The 21,027-nt window shown below is 76.0% G+C and carries 19 protein-coding genes and 3 pseudogenes; 1 reads left to right on the forward strand and 21 read right to left on the reverse strand.

What is annotated here, in order from left to right; all coding sequences use genetic code 11:
* Positions 1 to 3: 3 nt before the first annotated feature.
* The 18 genes and pseudogenes from LUW75_RS00870 to LUW75_RS00955 form a co-directional block, all read right to left on the reverse strand.
* Complete coding sequence (locus LUW75_RS00870; protein WP_250333902.1) at positions 4 to 1,269, reverse strand: hypothetical protein; 1,266 nt, start codon at positions 1,267 to 1,269, stop codon at positions 4 to 6.
* Between the two features lie 12 nt (positions 1,270 to 1,281).
* Complete coding sequence (locus tag LUW75_RS00875) at positions 1,282 to 2,241, reverse strand: phage tail protein I (protein WP_250337504.1); 960 nt, start codon at positions 2,239 to 2,241, stop codon at positions 1,282 to 1,284.
* On the reverse strand, positions 2,202 to 2,957 hold the full coding sequence (locus LUW75_RS00880) for a hypothetical protein (protein WP_250337785.1): 756 nt from the start codon (positions 2,955 to 2,957) through the stop codon (positions 2,202 to 2,204). The genes LUW75_RS00875 and LUW75_RS00880 overlap by 40 nt, the downstream gene beginning before the upstream one ends.
* 294 nt (positions 2,958 to 3,251) lie before the next feature.
* Positions 3,252 to 3,497: a hypothetical protein gene (locus LUW75_RS00885; RefSeq protein ID WP_250337786.1), complete on the reverse strand. Its 246-nt coding sequence runs from the start codon at positions 3,495 to 3,497 to the stop codon at positions 3,252 to 3,254.
* A gap of 145 nt (positions 3,498 to 3,642) precedes the next feature.
* Positions 3,643 to 5,295 (reverse strand): annotated as a pseudogene (locus tag LUW75_RS00890) (putative baseplate assembly protein); the annotation flags it as partial.
* A gap of 343 nt (positions 5,296 to 5,638) precedes the next feature.
* Positions 5,639 to 6,970: pseudogene (locus LUW75_RS24450) on the reverse strand (baseplate J/gp47 family protein); the annotation flags it as partial.
* Positions 6,964 to 7,230 (reverse strand): hypothetical protein, encoded by a 267-nt coding sequence (locus tag LUW75_RS00900; protein ID WP_250333903.1) that lies wholly within the window; start codon positions 7,228 to 7,230, stop codon positions 6,964 to 6,966. The gene LUW75_RS00900 and the pseudogene LUW75_RS24450, both read right to left, overlap by 7 nt.
* Positions 7,227 to 7,649, reverse strand: a complete 423-nt coding sequence (locus LUW75_RS00905) for a GPW/gp25 family protein (RefSeq protein ID WP_250333904.1) — start codon at positions 7,647 to 7,649, stop codon at positions 7,227 to 7,229. Before LUW75_RS00905 ends, LUW75_RS00900 begins: the two co-directional genes overlap by 4 nt.
* Positions 7,646 to 9,526 carry a phage baseplate assembly protein V gene (locus LUW75_RS00910; RefSeq protein WP_250333905.1) on the reverse strand — a complete coding sequence of 627 codons (1,881 nt, stop codon included), beginning with the start codon at positions 9,524 to 9,526 and terminating at the stop codon, positions 7,646 to 7,648. Before LUW75_RS00910 ends, LUW75_RS00905 begins: the two co-directional genes overlap by 4 nt.
* A gap of 10 nt (positions 9,527 to 9,536) precedes the next feature.
* Positions 9,537 to 10,208 (reverse strand): CIS tube protein, encoded by a 672-nt coding sequence (locus tag LUW75_RS00915; RefSeq protein WP_250333906.1) that lies wholly within the window; start codon positions 10,206 to 10,208, stop codon positions 9,537 to 9,539.
* Positions 10,205 to 10,399: a putative phage tail protein gene (locus LUW75_RS00920; protein WP_349816382.1), complete on the reverse strand. Its 195-nt coding sequence runs from the start codon at positions 10,397 to 10,399 to the stop codon at positions 10,205 to 10,207. Before LUW75_RS00920 ends, LUW75_RS00915 begins: the two co-directional genes overlap by 4 nt.
* Positions 10,396 to 10,914, reverse strand: coding sequence for a phage tail protein (locus LUW75_RS00925; protein WP_250333908.1), 519 nt, complete (start codon positions 10,912 to 10,914; stop codon positions 10,396 to 10,398). The genes LUW75_RS00920 and LUW75_RS00925 overlap by 4 nt, the downstream gene beginning before the upstream one ends.
* The gene (locus tag LUW75_RS00930; RefSeq protein ID WP_250333909.1) at positions 10,911 to 12,434 is read right to left on the reverse strand and encodes a phage tail sheath family protein; all 1,524 of its coding nucleotides are present in this window, start codon (positions 12,432 to 12,434) and stop codon (positions 10,911 to 10,913) included. Before LUW75_RS00930 ends, LUW75_RS00925 begins: the two co-directional genes overlap by 4 nt.
* Before the next feature lies 1 nt (position 12,435).
* Positions 12,436 to 12,891, reverse strand: a complete 456-nt coding sequence (locus tag LUW75_RS00935) for a phage tail protein (protein ID WP_250333910.1) — start codon at positions 12,889 to 12,891, stop codon at positions 12,436 to 12,438.
* Between the two features lie 31 nt (positions 12,892 to 12,922).
* Entirely contained in the window at positions 12,923 to 15,187 is a 2,265-nt protein-coding gene (locus LUW75_RS00940; protein ID WP_250333911.1) for a phage tail sheath family protein, read from the reverse strand.
* Positions 15,188 to 15,198: 11 nt separating this feature from the next.
* Positions 15,199 to 15,399, reverse strand: a complete 201-nt coding sequence (locus tag LUW75_RS00945; protein WP_250337787.1) for a hypothetical protein — start codon at positions 15,397 to 15,399, stop codon at positions 15,199 to 15,201.
* A gap of 609 nt (positions 15,400 to 16,008) precedes the next feature.
* Positions 16,009 to 16,245 (reverse strand): annotated as a pseudogene (locus tag LUW75_RS00950) (Pvc16 family protein); the annotation flags it as partial.
* Positions 16,221 to 16,490, reverse strand: coding sequence for a DUF4255 domain-containing protein (locus tag LUW75_RS00955; RefSeq protein ID WP_250333912.1), 270 nt, complete (start codon positions 16,488 to 16,490; stop codon positions 16,221 to 16,223). The gene LUW75_RS00955 and the pseudogene LUW75_RS00950, both read right to left, overlap by 25 nt.
* A 538-nt stretch (positions 16,491 to 17,028) precedes the next feature.
* On the opposite strand from LUW75_RS00955, the gene LUW75_RS00960 reads away from it, so the two are divergent.
* Positions 17,029 to 17,748 (forward strand): AfsR/SARP family transcriptional regulator, encoded by a 720-nt coding sequence (locus LUW75_RS00960; protein WP_250333913.1) that lies wholly within the window; start codon positions 17,029 to 17,031, stop codon positions 17,746 to 17,748.
* A 199-nt stretch (positions 17,749 to 17,947) separates the two neighbouring features.
* Here the strand turns inward: LUW75_RS00960 and LUW75_RS00965 are convergent, their stop codons facing one another.
* The 3 genes from LUW75_RS00965 to LUW75_RS00975 all read right to left on the reverse strand — a co-directional run bounded on the left by LUW75_RS00965 (position 17,948) and on the right by LUW75_RS00975 (position 20,936).
* A complete protein-coding gene (locus LUW75_RS00965; protein ID WP_250333914.1) occupies positions 17,948 to 18,907 on the reverse strand; it encodes a sensor histidine kinase in 960 nt (319 codons plus the stop codon).
* A complete protein-coding gene (locus tag LUW75_RS00970) occupies positions 18,904 to 19,779 on the reverse strand; it encodes an MEDS domain-containing protein (RefSeq protein WP_250333915.1) in 876 nt (291 codons plus the stop codon). The genes LUW75_RS00965 and LUW75_RS00970 overlap by 4 nt, the downstream gene beginning before the upstream one ends.
* A 122-nt stretch (positions 19,780 to 19,901) precedes the next feature.
* The gene (locus tag LUW75_RS00975; RefSeq protein ID WP_250333916.1) at positions 19,902 to 20,936 is read right to left on the reverse strand and encodes a DNA topoisomerase IB; all 1,035 of its coding nucleotides are present in this window, start codon (positions 20,934 to 20,936) and stop codon (positions 19,902 to 19,904) included.
* Positions 20,937 to 21,027: the final 91 nt, after the last annotated feature.

A 21,027-nucleotide genomic window follows, 5' to 3' on the forward strand; every position in this document is an offset into this window, starting at 1 on the left:
CCTTCACGAAGAACCAGCTCTCGAAGACGTCCCCGCCCGCCCCGGTGCCGGACGTCCAGGGACCGGTTCCCGACGGGGGAGGTCGCCTCCGCCGGGGGCCGCGGGCGCGTCCGCGCGGGCATCGAGGAGGGGTACGCGCCCGCCGACGTGGGTGCCGTCGACCGGTCGGCGGCAGCGGTCCAGGACGAACGCGGCACGAACGGTGACCATGACGCGGTCGCCGTCCTGCAGCGTCTCGCGCGTGGTCTGGCGGTAGCGGAACCGCCGGGTGAACTCGCCGCACCCGTCGTCCGGTTCGGCGAACGTGCCGCCCATGTACCAGGTGGAGGCGTTGCGGCCGCTGCCGCCCTCGATCACCTGGAGCTCCACCACTCCGGGCCGCAGGGAGTCGGTGCGCACGTCGCCGGAGAAGCGCACCACCAGCCCGGCGTCCTCGTCCTGGGTTCCGAGCAGCGCCCTGGCCTCGTCGACGGTGTAGGTGTGTCCGTGGATCCAGTTGATCCCGGTGATCACCGTGGGCACGTGGCGGCCGAACGGACGGCGCACGTCCATGTGGATCCGGTCCCGGCGCACCGGCTCGTACCGGTCCGCGCGGTCGATCCGCGCCAGCCACAGCACCTTGTGCGCGCACCGCGGGCAGCAGGTGTCGCAGCGCTCGTCCACCGGCGGTTCGCACCCGGTGACGCAGATCCGGTAGCACTCCTCGGTCCAGCCGTACTCGCAGTCGGAGGTGTCCGCGCAGCCGTCGTCGTGGACGGCGCGGGTGGCCTCGACGGGCCGTTCGGCGTAGCGGACGCCGACCCAGACCGTGTCGGTGTCCCGCTCGTCGCGGGGCAGCGCCTTCCACAGGTCGATCACGCGACCGCCCCGCACCACGACCTCGTCGCCCTCGCAGTCCACGGCGAGGCCGGGGGTGAGCCTCACCCGGGCCCGGTGGCGGGGGCGCTCGGGCCCCGCGGCCGCCTCCCCGGCCGGCGCGGAGCCGGCGGCCTCCGCCGGGTGCCCGGCGGCTTCCGCCGGGTGCCCGTCCGCCGCGGGCCCGTGGCCGCCGGACGGGCAGTCGCCGTCCGGCGGCGCCGGCTCCACGAGCAGGCCGCACACCACGCCGTAGCCGAGCAGGCTGCGCACGCGCAGCCGCGCCTTCTCCCGGTGGTACTCCTGTTCGCGCCGGAAGTCCCTGGCGCCCAGCATCTGGCCGTGGAAGTAGCGCAGCCTGCGCAGCGGCGGCGCGTCGAACCCCTCCGCCGCCGGTGTCCCCGACTCCGTCATCTGACCGTCCTCTCACGTCACTCGTGTGTGCACACCGACGGCGGAGACGACTCCCACACCCACCCCTCGGCGTGATCCTGCAGGTCCCGGCCAGAGCACCCCGTCGCGGTCCAGCCTGAGCGAACCGCCGAGCACGGGCGGCGGCAGCGGGACGAACGCGGTGTCCACGCCGACCGCGGACCGGGAACCGACGACGAAGCCGGCGCCGCCGATCCGCACCGCCCCCACCGTGTGCGCGGGGGCCTGGCGCTCCACCAGCCGCCGCAGCGCCCCCGCGTCCGCCGGCCCGGTGGGCAGGAGCACCCGGAACCGGTGCGCGTGCGCGGCGAGCGGGTCGCCGTCCGGGTCCCCGAACGCGCGCAGCGGCGCCGCGCCCAGGGCCGAGCCGCCGGCCCGGAAGCGACTCGCCGACCGGCCGAACAGCCGTACGGAGCCGAGGCCCCCGTCCCGTTCCGGCCCCCGTCCCGGCCCGGCGCGGCCGGCGTCCGCCCGCAGCCGCGCCCAGCGGCGGTCGGCGGCCGCCTCCTCGACGACCGGGGCCGCCCCGAACACGATGCGCACCGCCTCCCGCAGCGCCCACGGCGTGCCCCGGCGCCGGTACAGCTCGGGCGCGGCGGCCAACAGCGCGCGCCTGGTGCGCGCGTCCCAGCCCGCCTCGAACGACAGGCCCAGCAGCCCGGCGAGCCAGGGCAGCACGCGGTCGGGGACGCCCTCGGGGTCGAGGAGGGCCGGGTACCGCTCGACGACCCGGTCGAGTTCGGCGAAGGCGGCGTCGAAGAGCGACAGGAACCGCTCGGTGAAATCGTCGGCCGCGGGGTCCTGGCGGAAGGCGGGGGGCAGCAGGTCGGCGCTGGTGGCCCGGGGGAAGTCCAACCGGATCCGGCGCACGACCGGGGTCGCGCCGCCGTCGCCCGACAGCCGCAGCCTCAGCTTCAGGAAGCGGCCGGGCGGCTGGTCGACGAGGAAGTCCACGATCCCCGGGGGGCCGCCTGCCAGTCGCTCTCCTCGTGGTGGCCGTCCTCGGTCACCACGATCTCGGTGCGGACCGACGTGCCGGACGGCACGTCGGCGTCGAGGCGGACGCGGTGCCAGCGGCAGCGCGGGATGCCGCTGTCGATCAGGGCGGTGGCGTACGAGCCTCCGGTCACGTACGCGCCGGGCGCCTGCGGCGCGGCGTCGCGGGGCAGGCCCCGCCAGGTGTACCAGCGGGTCTCCGGACCGTCCGGGCCGTTCTCGTCCAGGCGGAAGCCCTCCTCGCCGGCCGCGGTGAGGGCGGAGGGCGGCAGCGCCGCGGCCAGCTCGTCCGCGGTGGCGGCGCGGAAGGGCCGGCCGTGGCCGCCGCGGTGGATCCTCAGCCGGGTGCCGTCGTCGGTGAGCAGCCACACCGTCCGCTCCGGTCCGGTGCGCAGGCCGACGACCTCGCCCCGGACGCCGGTGCGCAGCACGCCGCGGAAGCCGCCCGCCGAGTCGAACCGGCGCAGGTCGGCCCCGCCCCGGCAGGCGACCAGGACCTCGTCGCCCGGCGCCATCGCGGCCCACCGGGGTCGCGGCACCCGGATCACCCCGGCGAGCCGGGCGCCCTCCGGGCGCCACACCAGCACCCGGTCGGAGCCCACCACGGCCAGCCGGTGCCCGCGCGCGGCGACGGAGACGGGTTTCCGCGGCGCGTACGGGCCGGGCGGCCGCACGGGTGTGAAGGCGCCGGTGCACGCGTCGCGGCGCAGCAGCAGCCGCTCGCCGGGGACGAGCAGGTACCAGGCGCGCGGTCCGCGTCCGGGCGCCAGACGCGGGTCGGGGAACCACGGCAGCAGCCCGGCCCTGGTGGGGCCCTCCGGAGCGGGGCCGGGACGGGCGAGCCGGATCCCGGCCGGGTCGTCGAACCCGACGACGCCCTCCGTGCCCGGCCCGTGCCCGGCGGGGGGCCTCGTCCCAGCCGACGTACGCGTCGAGGAGGCGGAAGGTCGCGGGGGACGGGGTGCACGTCACGGCGGGTCTCCTGCGGGGATCAGCAGCGGACGCTCGGGCCAGACCAGTTCGTGGGGCCCGATCGCGTGGTCGGTGCAGGCCGGCAGCCGCACGCCGTCGACGGTGAACGAGAGCCGGGGGACGGCCAGGACCCCGTCGACCGCGAGGAGGCGCCGGACCAGCGGGGCGTGCCGCAGCGTGCCGCCGAAGGGCCAGCCGGCGCCGTCCTCCCCGCCGTGCAGCGGGTCCAGGTGGGCGCGCACCGCGTCGCCCGCCCTCGCCAGGACCGCGGCGCGGTCGAGGTCCGGGTCGAGGGCGATCCGCGACTCGACGGCGACGCGGCGGTACCGCGGGGGGCGCCGCGACCACGGTGACCCCGGCGGGGGCGGCTTCGCGGGTCAGGAAGTCGGCGACGGCCCGCAGCGTCGCGGCGGTGGGGACCGGCGGCCCGCCGCCGTCGCCGCCCGGCGGTACGACGAGGACGCCCACGACGCCGGGGATCGGCACCCCGGCGAAGTCCGGGTGCAGGCCGGGCACGCCCCGGGCGCGGGCCACCGGGGCGCCGGGCGCCCGGGTGGCCAGCAGGCCGTAGTCGGCCGGTGCGACGGCCCGGCCGCGGGCGCGCAGTTCGCCGACGCCCCGGAGCACCGCGGCGGCGTCGGGCTCGGCGTCCGCGCCTCCCGAGGAGGGGAAGGGGTTGGTGACGCCGACGACGTGCGGCAGGGCGGTCACCACGGAGCCGACGGCGCCGGCCCGCACGGTCACGGCGCCGCCGCCCACGCGGTAGCGGACGGCTCGGACGTTGCGGAAGCCGGACGGCACCGCCGCGCCGTGGACGCCGTCGCCGAAGGCGACCTCACCGCTCGCGTGGTCGACGGTGAAGACGCGGTCGTCGGCGCCGTGGGCGGTCAGGCTCTCCACCTCCCGCCAGCGGGAGGCGGAGCCGGCCGTGGTGCCGAACACGTCGGCGCCGGGGTCGTCGTCGACCTCGATGACCACCGAGCCCTCCAGGACGGGGACCTGGCTGAGCCTCATGCGGCGGGGCCCGCCGCCCCCGGTGTCCTGGACCGGCCGCAGCGGCTCGTCCCCGACCGTGCGGGCGGCCGTGGCGGGGACCGTGTTCAGCCGCAGCCCGGACAGGAGCGGCGCGGGTCCGCCGGAGGCACCGTGCGCGACCCGCAGGCGCAACCAGCGCAGCGGGGGCCCCGGCCGGGCGCCGGGCGGGCTGCCCGGCGCCCAGGAGCGCGGGACCCGCAGCTCCACGGTCCCGCTCGCGCGGAGCCCGCCCGTGGAGTCGCGCACCGGCTCGGCGGGGACGAGGCGCGCGCCGTCCAGCACCTCCCAGCGCAGCGGCGGCGCGGGGTCGGGCGTCCGGGGCGCGGCCCCGCCCGAGGCCGCGGGCGCGGGCGGGGCGGCGGCCACCTCGAAGCCCAGCGAGAGGGCCGGGTGGGGGGCGGCCGTCCCGGTGAGCCCGATCCACAGGCCGTCGCCGGGCAGCGGGTCCCGGCCGAACGGCGCGAACGGGCGGCCGGGACCCGCCGGGCCCAGCGGCAGGGCCTCCAGGGTGCCGCCCTCCTGCACGGCGAGGGCGCCGAGGGCGGCCGGGGTGGCGTACAGGTCCCGGTCCGTCTCGAACACCACCTGCCCGGCCGGCCCGGACGCCGCGCTCCGGAACCCGGCCGGCACGAGGACGGAGGCGCCGTCCGGCGGGTTCACGGTGAACTCCAGCAGGACGGTCGCCGCCCCCGCCGGGCGCCGCCGCACCCCCGCCGTCGCCAGGTGTTCGGCCAGCACCTTCTCCGGCAGCCGGTTGACCCGTGCCAGCACGGGTTCGGCCTGGACGCCGAAGAGGCGGACGAGCGCGACCCCGGCGTCCCGGCGGTCGGGGTCGGTCCAGTCCGGGGTGTAGCCCGCGATCCGGTCGCGCACGCCGGCCCGGACCGCCTCGCGGGTCGCGTCGATCAGCTCGGGCCGGACGCCGGCCGGTCCGGGGTCCGGGACCATCCGGCCCTCCCCGGGTCCCCCGCGCGCGGCCCTCTCCCACCACACCTCGCCGGTCATACGAGCCCCTCCCCGGGGTCGGGGGCGGGCACGATCCGGGTGCGGAGCGCCCGCAGGACGGGCAGTTCGCCGGGTCCGAGCGGCACTTCCCGGCAGGTCTCGACGGGGGCGCCCCGTCGAGACCGACCGCCACGGCGGAGACGTCCGCGAGGTCGCCCAGCGCGCGCCGTGCGGCCCGCAGCAGGACCGGGGGCCGCAGCGGCTGCCCGAACGGCCAGCCCTCCCGGTCGTCGCCCCCCACCAGCGGGTCGAGGAAGCGGAGCAGCGCCCCGGTGAGCACGGCGGAGACCCGGGTGCGGTCGGCGGGGCGGCCCGCCAGGTCGGCGCGCACCGCCACGTCGCGGTAGCGGGGGGCGCGGACGAAGACCTCGGAGGTGAGCAGCCGGGCCTGCTCGAGCCGGGCGGCGACCGCGCACAGCATGCCCGGGTCGGGGAGCGGTGCGGCGACGAAGTCCTCGCGGGCCGGGTCGGGGCGCGGCACGGCCGGTACGAGGTGCACGGTGACCGCGCCGGGCACCGTGGAGCACGGGAAGCCGGGGTGCTCGCCCAGGGCGGCGTGGGCGCGGGCGACGGCGACGCCCGGCGTCGTACGGGCGAGGGTGACGTAGTCCTCGGCGGTGACCGCGCGGGTCACCTCGCCCAGGGCGGCGGCGGCGCGCCGCCGCGCCTCGGGGACGGTCTCCGGGTCGGCGCCGCCCTCGGCCCGCACGGGGTTGGCCGCCGTGACGGCCGCCGGGACCGCCCCGGCCGGAACCCAGTTCGCGGTCGTGCCGCCGTTGCCGCCGCGGCCGCCGCCGACGGTGTACCCGACGCTCACGTCGCGGTCGGGGCGGGGCACGCGACCGGTCAGTCCGTCGCCGAACACCACCGCTCCCCCGGTCCGGTCGAGGACGAAGACGCGGTCGGCCGGCCCGCAGAGGGCGAGGTCCGGCACCGGCCGCCACTCCTCCCCCGCGAGCCGCAGGCGCGCGTCGAGGAGCCGCTCGGCGGCGTCCGGCAGCACCAGGCGCTGGCCGGGCAGCCTGAGCCAGGCGTCGGTCTGCTCCCGAAGTTCGCCGCCGTCCGCGGTGCGCCGCTCGCGGTGGTGCGCGGCGGACACGTTGACGGCGAGCCGGAGCAGGCGCGGCGGGGCTGCGTGGGTCGCGGCCGGGGTGGAGACGAGGACGCCGCTGTCCCGGGTGGTCCAGCCGGGGGGCGGGTGGAGCCGTACGACCCCGGACCGCCTGAGCCCCGCCGTGCCGTCCTCGACCTTCTCGAACGGGCCGCCCAGGCCGGTGCCCGGCCGGAACCAGGACCAGGTCAGCTCGGCGGGCGGCGGTACGTCGGCGACCGCCCCGGGCAGCCAGGACGGGACGGACGCGGCGGGCGCGTCCAGTTCGAACAGCAGGCCGAGCGGGCCGGGCGCGGGGTGCGCCCCGGTGAGCGGCAGGGTGAACCGGGCGCGGGCGGGCCCCCCGCCGGCGGCCAGGAGCGGGACGCCCCGGCCGGCCCGCAGGTCCGCCGTGCGGTCGCGGTCGGTCCACACGGCGGGGGGTGCGTCCTCGGCGAGCGGGAAGACGGCCACGTCGTCGTCGAGGGTGAAGACGACCCGCCCCGCCGGGTCGCGGGTGAGCGCCGTGCCGGCGGGGACGACCGGGACGGCGGTCCCCTCCCGCCGGGCGGTGACGCTCAGCACGGTGGCGGCGGGCCGGGCGGGGCGCGGGGGTCGAGGCCGAGCAGCCGCAGGACGGCGGTCACGAGCGCGTCCGGCACCTGGTCGAGCCAGTACAGCCGCTGTTCCAGGAGGTAGGCGAAGAGTTCGAGGAGGGTGACGCCGGGGTCGACGGGTGCGTGCAGTGTCCACAGGCCGTCGGACTCGGCGGGGACGCGGCGGCGGACGGCCGCCGTCATGTCGGCCCAGGTGAGGTCGTCGAGCTTGGGTACGGGCAGGGTCATGGGGTCCTCCCCGCGGGGCCGGCGGGTCCGGTGAGCGCGGTGTAGAAGGGGAACACGAGGTTCGCCTTGGTGTTGCTGCGGCGGACGCGGTAGACGACCGAGACGGTGACCCGCGAGGGGTCGGCCGGGTCGGCCTCCGCGCGGACCTCGTCGAGCTCCACCCTGGGCTCGTGGGCCCGGACGGCGGCGGCGATCGAGTCCTCCAGGTCGCGCAGGTTGCGCACGCCGCCGGGTTCGAAGACCGACTCGTGCGCCCGCGTGCCGAGGTCGGGCCGCATGACCCGTTCGCCCGTGCCGGTGAGCAGCAGCGCCCTCAGGCAGTGTTCGACGCTCTCCTCGCCGACGGCGTACCCCAGCCGCCCGGACGCGTCGGGCAGGATCGGGAACCGCCAGCCGGTCCCGAGGAACTCCTCGCTCACGCCGTCCTCGCCTTCCTGGCCAGTACGGCGGGGGTGAGCGGCGGGGCCGGCGGGCCGGTGGGCCCGGCGGCGGAGGGGTGGGTGTGCGCGTTGAACGCCCGGAGCAGCGCGTTGCCGAGCACGAGGGGCTCGGTGGCGCCGCCGCCGAGGTCGACGGCGGGGGAGTCGAGCGTCACCCTCGGCGCCTTGAGCGTGATCTCCCCCTGCGCGGTGACGGTCACGCTGCCGCCCTCGGCGGCGGTGATCCGGACCGCCTTCCCCCCGTCGTCCAGTTCCACCACGTGCCCGGCGGCCGAGGTGATCCGGACGGCGGCGTCGGACCGCGTGTCGTCGAGGAGCACCTCGTGCCCGTGCCTGGTCCGGATCGTCTTCCGGTCGCGGCCCCCGGTGCGGGAGGCCGGCGGTTTGTCCTCGCCGTTGTAGAGGCCGCCGAGCACGATGGGGAACCGCATGTCCCCGTGGACGAAGGCGACGAGGACCTCGTCGCCCTTCTCGGGCACGAACACGGCGCCGTAACCGCGTCCGGCGTACGGCTGGCTGACGCGGACCCAGTCGGTGACCGTGACGTCGTCGAACCACGGGAAGCTCAGCTTGACCCGGCCCTCGTCGTCGCCCTCGTTCTCCACGACGAGCGCCTCGACGACGCCGTAGTACCGCTTGTCGGTGCTGCGGGCCCGCGGTGTGGTCCTGGTGGTCACTGGTCCCCCTGGTGGATCCGCCGTCCGGTGAACTGGGTGAAGAAGCCGCCGGTGTTGAGGGTGTGCTCGACGCGTTTGACGAAGTACATGCCGGAGAAGCGGCGCCCGAGGGCCGTGGATCTCCAGGTTGTCGCCGGGTCGCAGTTCGGGTAGGCCGGCCACCTTGCCGGTGGCGGTGATGAACTCGTAGGCGCGCTCCCGCAGCAGGCTGATCGCCAGTTCGCGGGCCTCCTGGTCGCTGCCGACCGGCGCGTCGACCAGCACTTCCTGACGGCCCTGGAGCGCCGACTCGGCGACCTGCGGCCCGCTCTGCCCGTCGGCGGCGTCCTGTCCGGCCGGCAGGTTCTCCGCGGTGGCGGTGAACGCGATGGGCTGCTTGGACCGGGGGTCCCAGCCGCGCACCGTGACCTTGCTGACCTGCTGGGACACCGTCAACGTGGGGGTGAACTCCAGCAGGTTGGGGACCAGTCCCCCGGGCTGGGCGGCGGGGCCGGTGGACAGCCCCGGCGCGTAGGCCAGCCGGTAGACCCGGATGGGGCGGCCGTCCCGGCCGTCGGTCGGCCTGGTGAAGTGGAGGGTGTCCTCGCCGGTCTCGGGGTCCGGCAGGATGTGGCAGTCGAAGTCCAGCCGCTTGGCCCGCTCCAGCAGGAAGGTGGCATCGTCCTGATTCTTCTGCACCACCCGCTCGTGCGTCGGCCCCTCCCGGGTGACCTCGACCCGCAGGTGGTTGCGCCGGGCGATCTCCTCGGCGATCCGCCAGTCGGGCATGTTCCGGTAGATCTTGGTCTCGTTCCCGGTCGGTTTGCGGTCCTTGAGCCGCAGCAGCCCGTCCACCCCGCTGACCTGGACGGTGGGGGACGCGCTCTCGGTGAACCTCGGGCTGAGCGTGGAGATGGTCCCGGTGGCGACGGTGAGGAGCCTGTCGGCGTAGCCGAGCCGCACCGAGACCCGGCCGCCGAGCCGGAAGCTCGGCGAGTCGCTGTGCTTGAACCGCAGGTGGGCGTCGTCCCAGTTGTTGAGGGTGAGGTCGAAGCCCGACATCTCGTCGATGTCCCGGTTCACTTTGATGTCGATGACGTCGTTCTTGGTGGAGGGGTCCATCTCCAGTCCCTCGATGCGCACGTCGAACTCGGGGGCGTACCGGTCGGGTGGGGCCGCCTGGGGGGCGGGGCTGCTCATCGCGCGCTCCTCACGGCAGCCGGGGCACGGTCAGCACCCGGCCCGGCCGCAGGTCCCGCGGGTCGGTGATGCCGTTGGCGCGGGCCAGTTCCCGCCAGGCGTCGGGCCGCCGGTACAGGGCGCTGGAGATGGTGCTGAGCGTGTCGCCGCGCCGCACCACGTAGCTCTTCTCCACCGTGGGCGAGGAGCGCGGGGCCTCGGCGACCTGCAGGGCGGCGGGGCGGAACTCCTTGAGCGTCAGGTCCAGCACGGCCCGCAGCGGTACGCCGTCGGGCCGGAACAGCTGGTAGTGGACGTCCAGCTTCTCCACGACGCCGGTGAAGACCTCCTCGTCCCACACGAACCGCACGACGGGCGGCGCGTGTTCGCGGCCGTCGGGCCGCAGCAGGTCGCGCAGGGCGCCGACGTAGGCCCTGCGCACGTTCTCCAGGGTGTCGGAGGTGTCGACGAGCGCCTGGACGGTGAGGGTCTCCGTACCGCCGCGCACGTACTGCAGGGGCGGGGTCTCCAGGCCCGGGATGGCGATCTCGGCGAAGGTGTTGCTCTTGCTCAGCTTGTAGTCGGTCGGGTTGAACCGCAGCGGGATCCGCCGGCGCCGCTCGTCGGCGATCACCGGCCGGACGATCTCCAGGTGGGCCCGGGCCGCGTTCTGGCGGGCGAAGGACACGGGGGTCACGCTCACGGCTGGTCCTCCCCGTCGCCGAAGCGGCGTTCGGCCCGGGTGTGCCTGGCCCGGGCGCACGCGTCCTCGTACAGCTTCGCCCAGGCCTGGATGTGCCGGTTGAACAGGCGGGTGAACACGGCACCGTCGTCGCCGTCCACCTGGAACCGCACCTCGAGATGGTGAATGGTCACCTTCGGCACGTCGGTCACCTCCCTCGGTTCGGCCGCGGCGAGGGGCTCGCCGCGGTGTCCTGAAGGACCCTGGTCAGTCCCTCGTGGGCGATCTCCAGCGACTCGACGGCGATCGCGTTCTGCTCGGCGTGCAGGTCCGGGCCGGTCCACTTGGCGGCGAGCCCGCCGTGGAACGCCCAGGCCGCGCCGGGTGCCCCGTCCGGGCCGAGCACGATCACCGCGCCGTCCCGGCGGGCGCCCAGCGAGTCGGCGAGCCCGGCGTGGTACCAGGCCCACAGGCCCGGGTCGCGCACCACGCCGCGCTTGAGGACGATCCGGTTCCACGAGTGGCGCAGCGGCAGCTGGTGCACCGAGTCGTTGCGGCCGCCCTCCGGGTAGGCCGTCACCTCCAGTTGCGCGCCCAGGCCGGTGACCTCCTGGAACGCGCCGGACGCGGCCAGCGGCAGCAGCAGTGCCTGCGCGGGGGGCAGGTAGGCGTCGCCGGGGTCGAGGGTGACCAGGAAGCGGTACTTCGGCAGCGGGTCCTGGTTCATGCCTCGATCACCTCCAGTCCTCGGTCCTGGCCGAGTACGAGACGCAGCCGGATGAACTCCATGGGTACGGCCGGGGCGACCTCGATCTCGCAGACGAGCCGCCCCGGGTCCTGCTCGGGCGGGTTGTTGGTGTCGTCGCACACCACCCGGAACGCCTGCTCGGGCCGCGCCCCGGCGAGCGCCCCGGTCCGGAACGCGGAGAGCAGCACCGAGGTGACCGCCCTGACCAGGGTCAGCCGCAGCTCGGGAGAGTTGACGTCGAACACCAGGGGGCCCGCCGCCCTCCGCACGGCGCGCACCAGGAGGTGCACCAGGCGGCGGTGCGCGACGTGGCGGGCGCGGGGGTCGGCGGAGAGGGTGCGCCCGCCCCACACGACCAGTCCGCGTCCGCGGGTGCACCGCACCAGGTCGATCCCCGCGTCGAACAGCCGCTCCTGCTGCGGTCCGGGGAGGTCGGCCGCCAGGTCGACCGCTTCCAGGACGACGGCGTTGGCGGGCGTGTGGTGCGCTCCGCGCTCGCCGTCGAGGCGGGCGATGACGCCCAGGACGTGCCCGGAGGCGGGGACCGTGCGCAGGCCGTTGCCGTCGGGGGTGCGCAGCGCCGGGTGGTAGGCGGCGGCGCAGCCGAGGAGCCGGCCGTCGTCCGCCTCCGCGAGCGACCGCGCCCAGCCGACCACCTCGTCCGCGGAGGAGAGCCGGGGCGGCACGTCCAGGACGGCCAGCCGGTCGTGCAGGGGGGCGACGCTCCGCAGGAGTGCGAGCACCACGTCCGTGTGGGCGTCCCCGGCCAGGTCCGTGCCGAGGTCGGGCATCGCCACCAGGGCCGGTTCCGGGAGTTCGGCCTGGGCGGCCACGGCGTCCTCGTACGCGCCGCGGGTGGGTGCGGAGCCGGTGCCCCCGGTGAGCGTCAGCTCCCAGGACGCCGAGATCGGTCCGGGCCGCCCGGGCGGCGGCGGGGGCCCGTCGGGGACCAGCCGGACGAGGCGGGACGCGGCCAGCCGGTCCGCCGCTTCGGGGAGCGGCAGGCCGGGGAAGGCCTCGGGCGGCTCGCCGGGCACGGCGATCCGCACGCTCACCGTCGGCGGTCCGGCGACCGTGCTGGCCTGGTAGCGGATGGCGACCCGCCCGCCGTTGGCCCAGGTGCCGGGGGTGGTGGCGGTCACCCGGTAGGCCGCGGCGGGCAGTCCGTCCAGCGCTCCGGCCGCCCACCGGGCCCGGGCGGTTCCGGCCGGGCCGGACACCCGCACCACCCAGGCGGTGCGGCCGCCGTTCTCGAAGAACCCGCGCAGGGCGTACGGGGTGGCGAAGGCGCCGTCCCGGGGGACCCTCCCGCCCGGCGGGCCCTGGGGCGGCCCGAAGACGCCCACCGCCTCGTTCCAGCCCTCCACCCGCACCGGGACGCCGACCGGCCCCCGGCGGAACCGGCCGAGGAACGCCGCCACGTCCGTGCGCAGCGGTTCCGCCCCGGCGCCGCGCGGCGCGGACGTCAGGCAGACCCCGGGAAGCGCTTCACCGGCCATGTCAGACGTCGATCTCCAGTTTCTCGACCGCGAGGACGAGCGTCTCCATGGCGATCTCGTTCTTGGCGGCGCTCAGGGTCGGCCCGGTGTACTTGGTCGGCCAGCCCCGGTCGAAGTTCCAGCGCATGGCCTCCTGGCGGTTCTCGTCGAGGAGCACGATCGAGCCGGAGGTGCGCCGCACCCTGCCGTTGAGCGCCTCGGCCACCCAGTTCCAGAAGCCGACGTGGCCGGTGATGCCGCGCTTGAAGGTGAGGTTGGTGTACTTCCTGAGGCCCGGGATCTTGCGGACGGTGAGGTCCTCGCTCCCGTTGCGGTACTCGATCGGCGGGATCTCCAGCTCCAGGCCGCTGGCCTCGGTGAAGGAGCCGCTCACCGCGAGGCCGTCGTCGCTGACGTTGGTCACGATGATCTGGAAGTTGTAGGAAGCGTACGGGTCTTCCCTGGTCGCGGGTGGCACGGCGGCCCCTCCTCGTTCCTCGGTCGGGTGCTCAGGCGAGCTGGGTCTCGCGGGTCTTCTGCTGGATCCGGAAGACGACGAACTCGGCGGGGAAGACCGGTGCGACGCCGACGACGCAGATGAGGCGGCCGTTGGCCAGGTCGTCCTCGGTCATCGTGGTGCGGTCGCAGGCGACGAAGAACGCCTCGTCGGCGGTGGTGCCGGCGAGCGCGCCGCCGCGCCAGACCGTGGTGAGGAAGTTGCCGACCGTCTGGCGGACCAGGGCCCACAGCGATTCGTCGTTGGGCTCGAAGACCGCCCACCGGGTGCCCTCGTCGATCGACTCCTCCAGGTAGAGGAAGAGCCGCCGGACGTTGACGTACTTCCACGAGCCGTCCGAGGAGAGCGTGCGCGCGCCCCACACCCGGTGGCCCAGGCCGGGGAAGAACCTGAGGGCGTTGATCCCCCTGGGGTTCAGCAGGTCCTGGTGGCGCCTGGTGATGTCCTGGGCGAAGCCGTCGGTCTGCCGGACGCCCCGGACGACCACGTTGGCGGGCGCCTTGTGCACGCCCCGCTCCGCGTCCACCCGGGCGTAGATCCCGGTGATGTGGCCCGACGGCGGCACCTCGACGTCGCGGCCGGTGGAGGGGTCGCGGGTGACCAGCCACGGGTAGTAGAGCGCCGCGTACCTGGTGTCGAAGGGCTCGCGGAACGCCTGGATCCCCTCGATGTCGAGGCCGTCTCGGGGGTCGAGCACCGCGAACCGGTCCTTGAGCAGCTCGCAGTGGGCGACCAGGCTCGACTCGACGGTGCCGGACCACACACCGGGCACCGCGCACACGGCGATCTCGTCGATGTCCTCCAGCGCGACGATCCCGGTGCGCCGCCCGCTGCCGCCGTCGGCGCCGACGAAGTCGGCCGCGCTCAGGGTCCCGTGCGCGTCGTCGCCGCCGGTCAGCGTCAGCCAGGAGCCTGCCTCGGGCACCGGGAACCTGGTGGGGTCGGTGGACAGCCCGGGCAGCGCGGTGGCCCGCACCAGCCGGGACCGGCCCTCCAGGGCGGCCACCAGGCTCGCCGGGGAGTCGCCGGTGAGCCGCAGGTTGCCGAAGGTCTCGGTGACCGCGGCGCCGCCCGGTTCGGTGAACCGGGTGCTGACCTCGGCCTCGACGAGGTGGATCCGGTCGGTCTCGAAGAGCGTCCCCGGCACGTCGCGGTCGAAGGTGACGGTTTCCCCGGCGACCGCCTCGACGGCCATCGCCGTCAGCGCGGTGCCGTCGTCGAGCTGGACGACCGCGCCCTCGTACAGCCTGCTCGCCCCGCCGATCCGCAGGGTCCGTCCCGTCTCGGTGTTGCCGCGGCGCACCCGGCGCACCGTCAGGCCGCTCTCCCAGCCCGGGTGGGCGGTGCCGGCCGGGAGGGTGAGGACGACCCTGCCGTCGGCCGGCCGGCCGACCCGGGCGGTGAACCGGTCGGGGCCGATCTGCACCCACACGTCGGCGGGGAGGTCGTCGGGGTCGAGCCCGGCGACCGCGGCCACCTCGACCGTCGCGCCGTCCTCGGGCGCGTCCGCGACCAGGCGGGTGACGAACAGCCCTCCCTCCTGCGGCTCGGGCAGCACCGGCAGCGCCGCGCCGACCATCGGCTGGACCCGGACCTGGATCCCCCCGCCCCAGGCGCCGGGGCTCACCGCGGAGAACCGCAGCGTCTGCTCGGCGCCGTGCGGCCCGATCCGGACGTGGTCGCCCCGGGAGGCCCTGACCTCGGCGGGCAGCGGCTGGTCGAGGGTGACGCGGCGGGCGGTCATGTCGTAGCCGGAGACGGTCGCGGTGTGGATCGCCCGCCGGTCGTCGCCCCGGAGGACCTGGAGCTGCTGCCCGACCCCGGTGAAGCCGATCAGGTGGCCCAGCTGCAGGCGGGCGGCGCCCCGCGCGGCGTCGGCGGTGATCCGGCTGACCAGGCCCTGGCCCAGGGAGCCGGAGGCCGCCCGGGCTTCCGCGGCGACGACCCGCTTGACGTACAGGCGCCGTCCGCCGTTGTCGAAGAACCCCTTGACGGCCAGGGGGAACAGCCACCAGCGGCCGCCTTCGGAGGGGTTGTCCGCCCACGCGTCGCGCACGGCCGCCTCGGGCTCGGGCAGGAAGCCGCCGAAGGTGTTCTGGAACTCCAGGAAGCTCGTGACCAGGCGGGGTTTGCCGGTGTACGGGCCGCGGGCGGTGACCCCGACCATCCCGGCGGTGCTCGTGCTCACCCCCGCGATCGGCCGCGGCCCCGCGTCGACCTCCTCGACGTAGACCCCGGGACTCAGGTACTCGGCCATGGACGGTCTCCTCACTCCTCGCGGATCTCGATGACGTGCCGGCGCTCCGCCTCCCGGGGAAGGTGCACGCAGAGCGTCCCGGTCCGGCCCGGCCGCTCGGTGGCCTCCAGTCGGAACGTCTCCTCGACCGCGTGCTCGGCGGTCTTCTCCCCCTCCCACCGCAGGGCGAGCCGGAAGGCCCCCGGGTGTCGCAGAGGGCGCGCTCGCGCCACGGCGCCAGGTCCGGGACGGTGCGCCCCGCGGCCTCGACGAGCGCGTTCGCGACGGGCGCCCGGGTGGCGGCGTCCACCACGACCCCGTGGACCGTGCGCACCCCCGGCGGGTAGGGGAAGGCGGGGCCGGGCAGCAGCCGGACCGTCCGCGGGGGGACCTCCGAGGGGGGCGGGCGGGTGTCGTCGTACGGGTGCACCGGGAACTCGACGCCGAGGAGGGCGGCCGAGAACGGCAGGCCGTCGGCCGGGTACAGCGGCCGGTAGCCGGCGGCCGCGAGGCGGACCCGGTGGAGCTCCGGCCGGACCGCCCGCCTGCCGAGGCCGGGGAAGGCGATGGAGCCGCCGGGGGTGCGCACCGCCCGGTCGTCCGACCGCAGCCAGCCGCCGCCCGCGTCGTCGAACCGTTCGAGGCGCACCTCCACGCCCGCGGTGCGCACCCGGCGCGCGTAGTCGTCGAACGGCACCAGCCAGACGGGGCTGCGGAGCGTCGACCGGGTGAGGGGCAGGAAGGCGCTCACGGCGTCGCCCTCCCCCGATGGTCCGGCTGCGCACCGGCCGCACCGGCCTCTCTGCGGCCGGGTCCAGGTCGACGACGCGGATCTCGTAGTTCAGCGAGAGCCGGTACGGCTTCTGGATCGCGTACCAGACCCAGGACTTCTGGTCGAGGGCCAGCGGCGTCAGGGTGACGTGCAGCGAGTCGGTGCTGCCCGCCAGGCCGCCGGTCAGGCGGGCGCCGTCGAGGATCGCGTCGTCGTAGAAGGTCTGCAGGGCGCGCCCGAGCATCCGGTGCTGGGTCGCCTGGTCTCCGCCCCAGGGGGTGATCAGGTAGCGCAGCAGCAGGGCCATCGGCGGCTTGCGGACGGTCGGCGGCCCGGGGGCAGGGAGCGCACCGGGGGCCGGTTGCGCGAGGCGGGGTCCTCCGCGATCTCGTAGAGGAACACCGTGAGTTTGGGGGGCGGCGTCTGCACCGTCTCGGAGAGGTCGTTCAGTTCCGCGACCGGCGGCTCCACCCGGCTCAGTCCGCGCAGGGACCGCGTCAGGGCGTTCACGACGACCGACGAGACGTCGGCGATCACCCCGAAGTCACCCATGCGCAGCCCCCCTCGGTCCGGCACGTGCCGACCACGTGTGCCGAAAGGGTGCAGACCCCCCTGTGTTCCGTCCGCGACCCGTCCGTCGTGCGCGCGTCACCCGTGCGTCCCCCGCCGGGTGCGGCGGCGTCCCGGACGGGGCGGGGGCGGGGGCACCGGGGACGCCCCCGTCCTCCGCGTGGTTCCGGAGCGGTCCGGCGTCCCCTCTTCCCGGAAGGGGGCCGGGGCGGTGGGCCGGGCGGCCCGCGCGGCGTCCTCCGGACCGTCGGCGGGGGGCGGGCCCCCGGCGGCGGTCGGGACACCGGGCCCCCGGGGGGGCGGATCCGGCCCGGTGGGCCGCCGGAACAGGGAGGGTGACGTTTCCGCGACGTTCCGTTGATTCCCTTTTGACGCCCGACCCGCTAATGGTCGGTCCTACGGCCGGACGTGCCCGTAGCATGGCTTCGACAATTCAACGAGCCGAACCGAAGATCACCAAACCGGCACCGGTAACGGGGGGTCGATGAACGGACAAGCTCATCTTATTACTTTGCGACTGTTGAAGGGTTTCGCCCTCGTGGTCGGTCGCACGAACATTCCGGTCTGTTCGAGTGTCCAGCGGCTCCTGGCGTTCCTGGCCCTGCAGGACATGCCGCGGTCCCGCGCCTACGTGGCCGGGACCCTCTGGCCCGACGTCACGACGGCGCGCGCCAACGCGAACCTGAGGTCGTCGCTCTGGCGGGCGGCGCAGGTGGGCCACCGCGTCATCGAGGTGTCCGCCCGCGAACTGGCCCTCTCCCGGAACATCGCCGTGGACCTGCGCGACGCGATCGCACGCGCCCACCGGCTGCTCGACAACTCGCATCCCTGCGACGACATCCTCACCATGCAGACGCTGACGGATTTGTCGGCGGACCTCCTGCCCGAGTGGCCGGAAAACGACTGGATGCTCATCGAGCAGGAGCAATACCGTCAACTTCGGCTTTACGCCCTGGAAGCGATGACCGAGCGGCTGACGTCGGCGCAGCGATACGGGGAAGCCGTCGCCGCCGGACTCGCCGCCGTACGGGCCGAACCCCTTCAGGAAAGCGCCCACCGCGTACTCGTGAAGGCCCATCTGGCCGCCGGGAACAGAGGTGCGGCCGTGCACCAGTACGAGCAGTGCCGCCGCGTCCTGCGGGAGGAGTTGGGGCTGGAGCCCTCCTCCTCGCTGAGAGCCCTGGTCCCCCTGCGTCCCGAACGCGGCGGACGGCCCCGCATCCGGTCCTCCAGCGCCTGAACGCCCGCGGCGGCGGCGCCGGGCACCACGGTTTCCGGCGGCGGGCCGGCCGCGCCCGGAGCCGGACCCGCGGACCCGTCCGCCGGCGGGCGGACCGGCGGTCCGGCCCGCGGACCGCCCCGCCGTACCGCGCCGGAGCGGGGCGCGCCTCCGGCGCCGGCCTCCCCGGGCGGCCCCGGCCGCCGGTTCCCCGACCGTCTCAGTCCACTCCCATGTGCAGGCGCAGGACGAGTTCCCCCGCCGTGGCGCGGATCTCCACCAGGTCGCACAGCTGGTGCATGATCCAGACCCCCCGGCCGCCGGTCGGCGCGCGGGGGTCGGGGCGGCGGCGGCCCGTGAGGGGGTCGTCCAGGCGGCCCCGGTCGCTGATCTCCGCGACGAGTTCGCCGGCCGCCCTCCACATGCGCAGGGTGCCCCGACCGCCGCCGTGGCGCACCGAGTTGCTGACCGCCTCGCTGACGGCGAGGAGCCAGTCCGTGCGGCGCGTCGGCGGCATACCGGCGGCCGCCGCCCAGCGGTCGGCCTCGTCGCGCGTGGGTGCCAGCTCCCGCTCCCCGAACGGGACGACGGCGACGGCACCGGCCGGTTCGGGCAGGAGGACGTCGCAGTCGCGGCAGACGTCGTGCGGGTCGGTGTAGCGGGAGCTGGCGCGGTAGGCCCCCGGGGAGCCGACGGTCGGATGGGTGCGGTACGCCTGCGCCAGCACGTCGTCGGGCAGCGCGGTGTCGTAGGGGCACAGGATGCTGGCGGGACGGCCCTCGAAGGCGAGGTTGATGAGCGCCTCGTGGCGGGTCGCCTCCCACGTCTCCGCCGGCGTGCGCCCGACCCAGATCGGCTCCCCCACGATCGACACCGGCGCGGACGCGTCCGCGCCGTCGGCGAACTCCTGCAGCATCGACAGGATCCGCCCCGGGTTGCGTCCCGCCTCGGTCATGTCCACCCACGCGACGCGCCCGCGGTCGTCGGCGAGGGCGTCGCGCAGCAGCGGGAGCCGTGGTCCGGGCACGGCGACCAGCACGGGCCGCCCGTCGTCCAGCGCGTCCCGGACGAAGGCCCCGAGGCCGTCGAGGTACTCGTCCGGCGTCCCGTAGAACAGCGCCGGGTGGAAGAACGCGCCCTGCCGGCCGACTTCGCCGTCCCGGCGTGTGGAGGTCGTCATCGGGTCACGACCTCCACCGCGGAGTCGAGCGCGGGGAACAGCTCCAGCAGGCGGCGCAGCGACGGCGGGGGCCGGCGGACGCGCAGCGCCCCTCCACCGGGCCGCTCCGCCGCGGCGTCGGCCAGGACGGCCAGCGAGGCGGCGTCCAGGTGGCGCAGGGCGGTGAGGTCCAGCTCCATCCGCTGCGCCGAGGCGCCCCTGACGGCCGCCGCGACGGCCGCCACGGCGATCCTCGTGTCGTACCCGGCCGATCCGGACATCAGGAAGCCGGGCCCGTCGGCCAGCGGGGCCACGTGCAGCGTCGGCTCGGCGACGGGCTCGCCCCGGTGGGCCGGGTGCGCGCCCGCCAGGAGGTCCACGCAGGCGTCGGGCAGCAGGCGGCGGTCGTAGAAGCACCAGGCCGTCAGCGGCCGCCGCTCGAAGACCTCGTGGTGGACCCGCAGCTCGTACTCCAGGAGCCGGTCGGCGCCGGCCACGTCCCGCCCGCCCCAGGACATCTCGCCGATCGCCCGCAGCCCCCGGTGCCCCCGGGCGGAGGCCGCCTCGACGGCGTCGTGCCAGAGTCCGATCATCGCGTCCGGGTCGAAGGCGGCGCCGGCGAGGTAGGTCTGCACGGCGATGGACACGCACAGCTGCCCGCGGGTCACGGCGGCCGCGGCGTCGATCCCCGCGTCGGTGAGCGTGCGCAGGACCCGCTCGGGCTCGGTGGTGTCGGCGAAGTACCGCACCTGCTCACCGTGGTCCAGGCCGCTGCGGACGAAGCCGCAGAGGTGCTCCGCCCACTGCCGGTCGTCCGAGAAGACCACGGCGGCGTGGCGTCCCGCCGCGGGCGTCCGCCCGGGGAGCGCGGCCGTCTCCGGCGCCACCGCCATGCCACTCCTCTTCGTCCCGTCCGCTCCGGCCTCCCCCATGGAAGCACATCTGAGCGCGTCGGCCGCCCGGCCCGCGCCCAGCCTACTGGCGCCCGGGCCCGCCGCGCGTCCCGCGCCCCCGGTCAGTCGGCCCGGGGCGGGCGCCCGGTCCGGAGCATGTGCAGCACGGCCCGCTCGACGGGCCCCTGCGTGGCGGGGACGCCGGACGCGCCCTCGGCCCCGAGGCGCGGCAGGGCGGGGGCGACCGTGACGCCCTCCTCGTACAGCTCGATCACCCTCGGGTTGATGTAGGAGGCCCGGCAGACCGCCGGGGTGTTGCCGAGGTACCCGGAGACCTCGCGGCACGCACGGGCGATGGCGCGCCGCCGGGCGCTCTCGCTGCGCGCGACGGGCTGCGAGACGGCCAGCGCCACGGCGGCCATGACCGTGGCGTGCCAGGTGCGGAAGTCCTTGGCGGTGATCTCCAGGCCGGCGAGCTCCTTCAGGTACGCGTTGACGTCGGCGCCGGTCACGTCGTGCCAGGAGGGCCGCTCCCAGTAGGCGAGGAGCCGGTCCCCGCCGCCGCGCCGGCGGAGCAGCGCGGTGAGGTTGCGGCAGACGGCGGGGTCGGCGACGGCCTGGACGATCTCCTTGCCGTGCTTGCCGGTGTACGTGAAGAGGACGGCGCCGCCCTGGCAGCGGGAGTGCTCGCGCAGCAGCGTGGTGAGGCCGTAGCTGCTGTTGAGCTCCGTGTAGCGGTCGCTGCCGATGCGGAAGAAACCGAGGTCGAGCAGGCGTACGGCGGTGGCCAGGACCCGCTGCCGGGTCAGGCCGCGGTCACCCATGTGGTCCTCGACGGCCCCCCGCACGGCGGGCAGCGCCTCGGCGACGTCGAGGACGTGCTCGTGCTTGGCCTGCTCCTGCTCGGCGCGGAACCGGGGGTGGTAGAGGTACTGGCGGCGGCCGGCCGCGTCGGTGCCGACGGCCTGGAGGTGGCCGTTGGGACGGGCGCAGATCCACACGTCGCGCCAGGCGGGCGGGATGACCAGCGCGCGGACGCGGGCCAGCTCGGCGGGGTCGCGCAGCGGCTGCCCCCGGGTGTCGAGGTAGCGGAAGCCGCGCCCGTGGCGGACGCGGGTGTAGCCGGGGTCGACGGGACGACTGTGGTGGAACCGCAACGCAACCTCCGTGACGCGCACTGCTCCGGCGGGACGGACGCCACCGTGGTGCGGCGGCCCCTCCGCGCGGACGACTGCCCTGCGTGTACCC

The organism is Streptomyces sp. MRC013 (assembly GCF_023614235.1).
Lineage (GTDB): Bacteria > Actinomycetota > Actinomycetes > Streptomycetales > Streptomycetaceae > Streptomyces.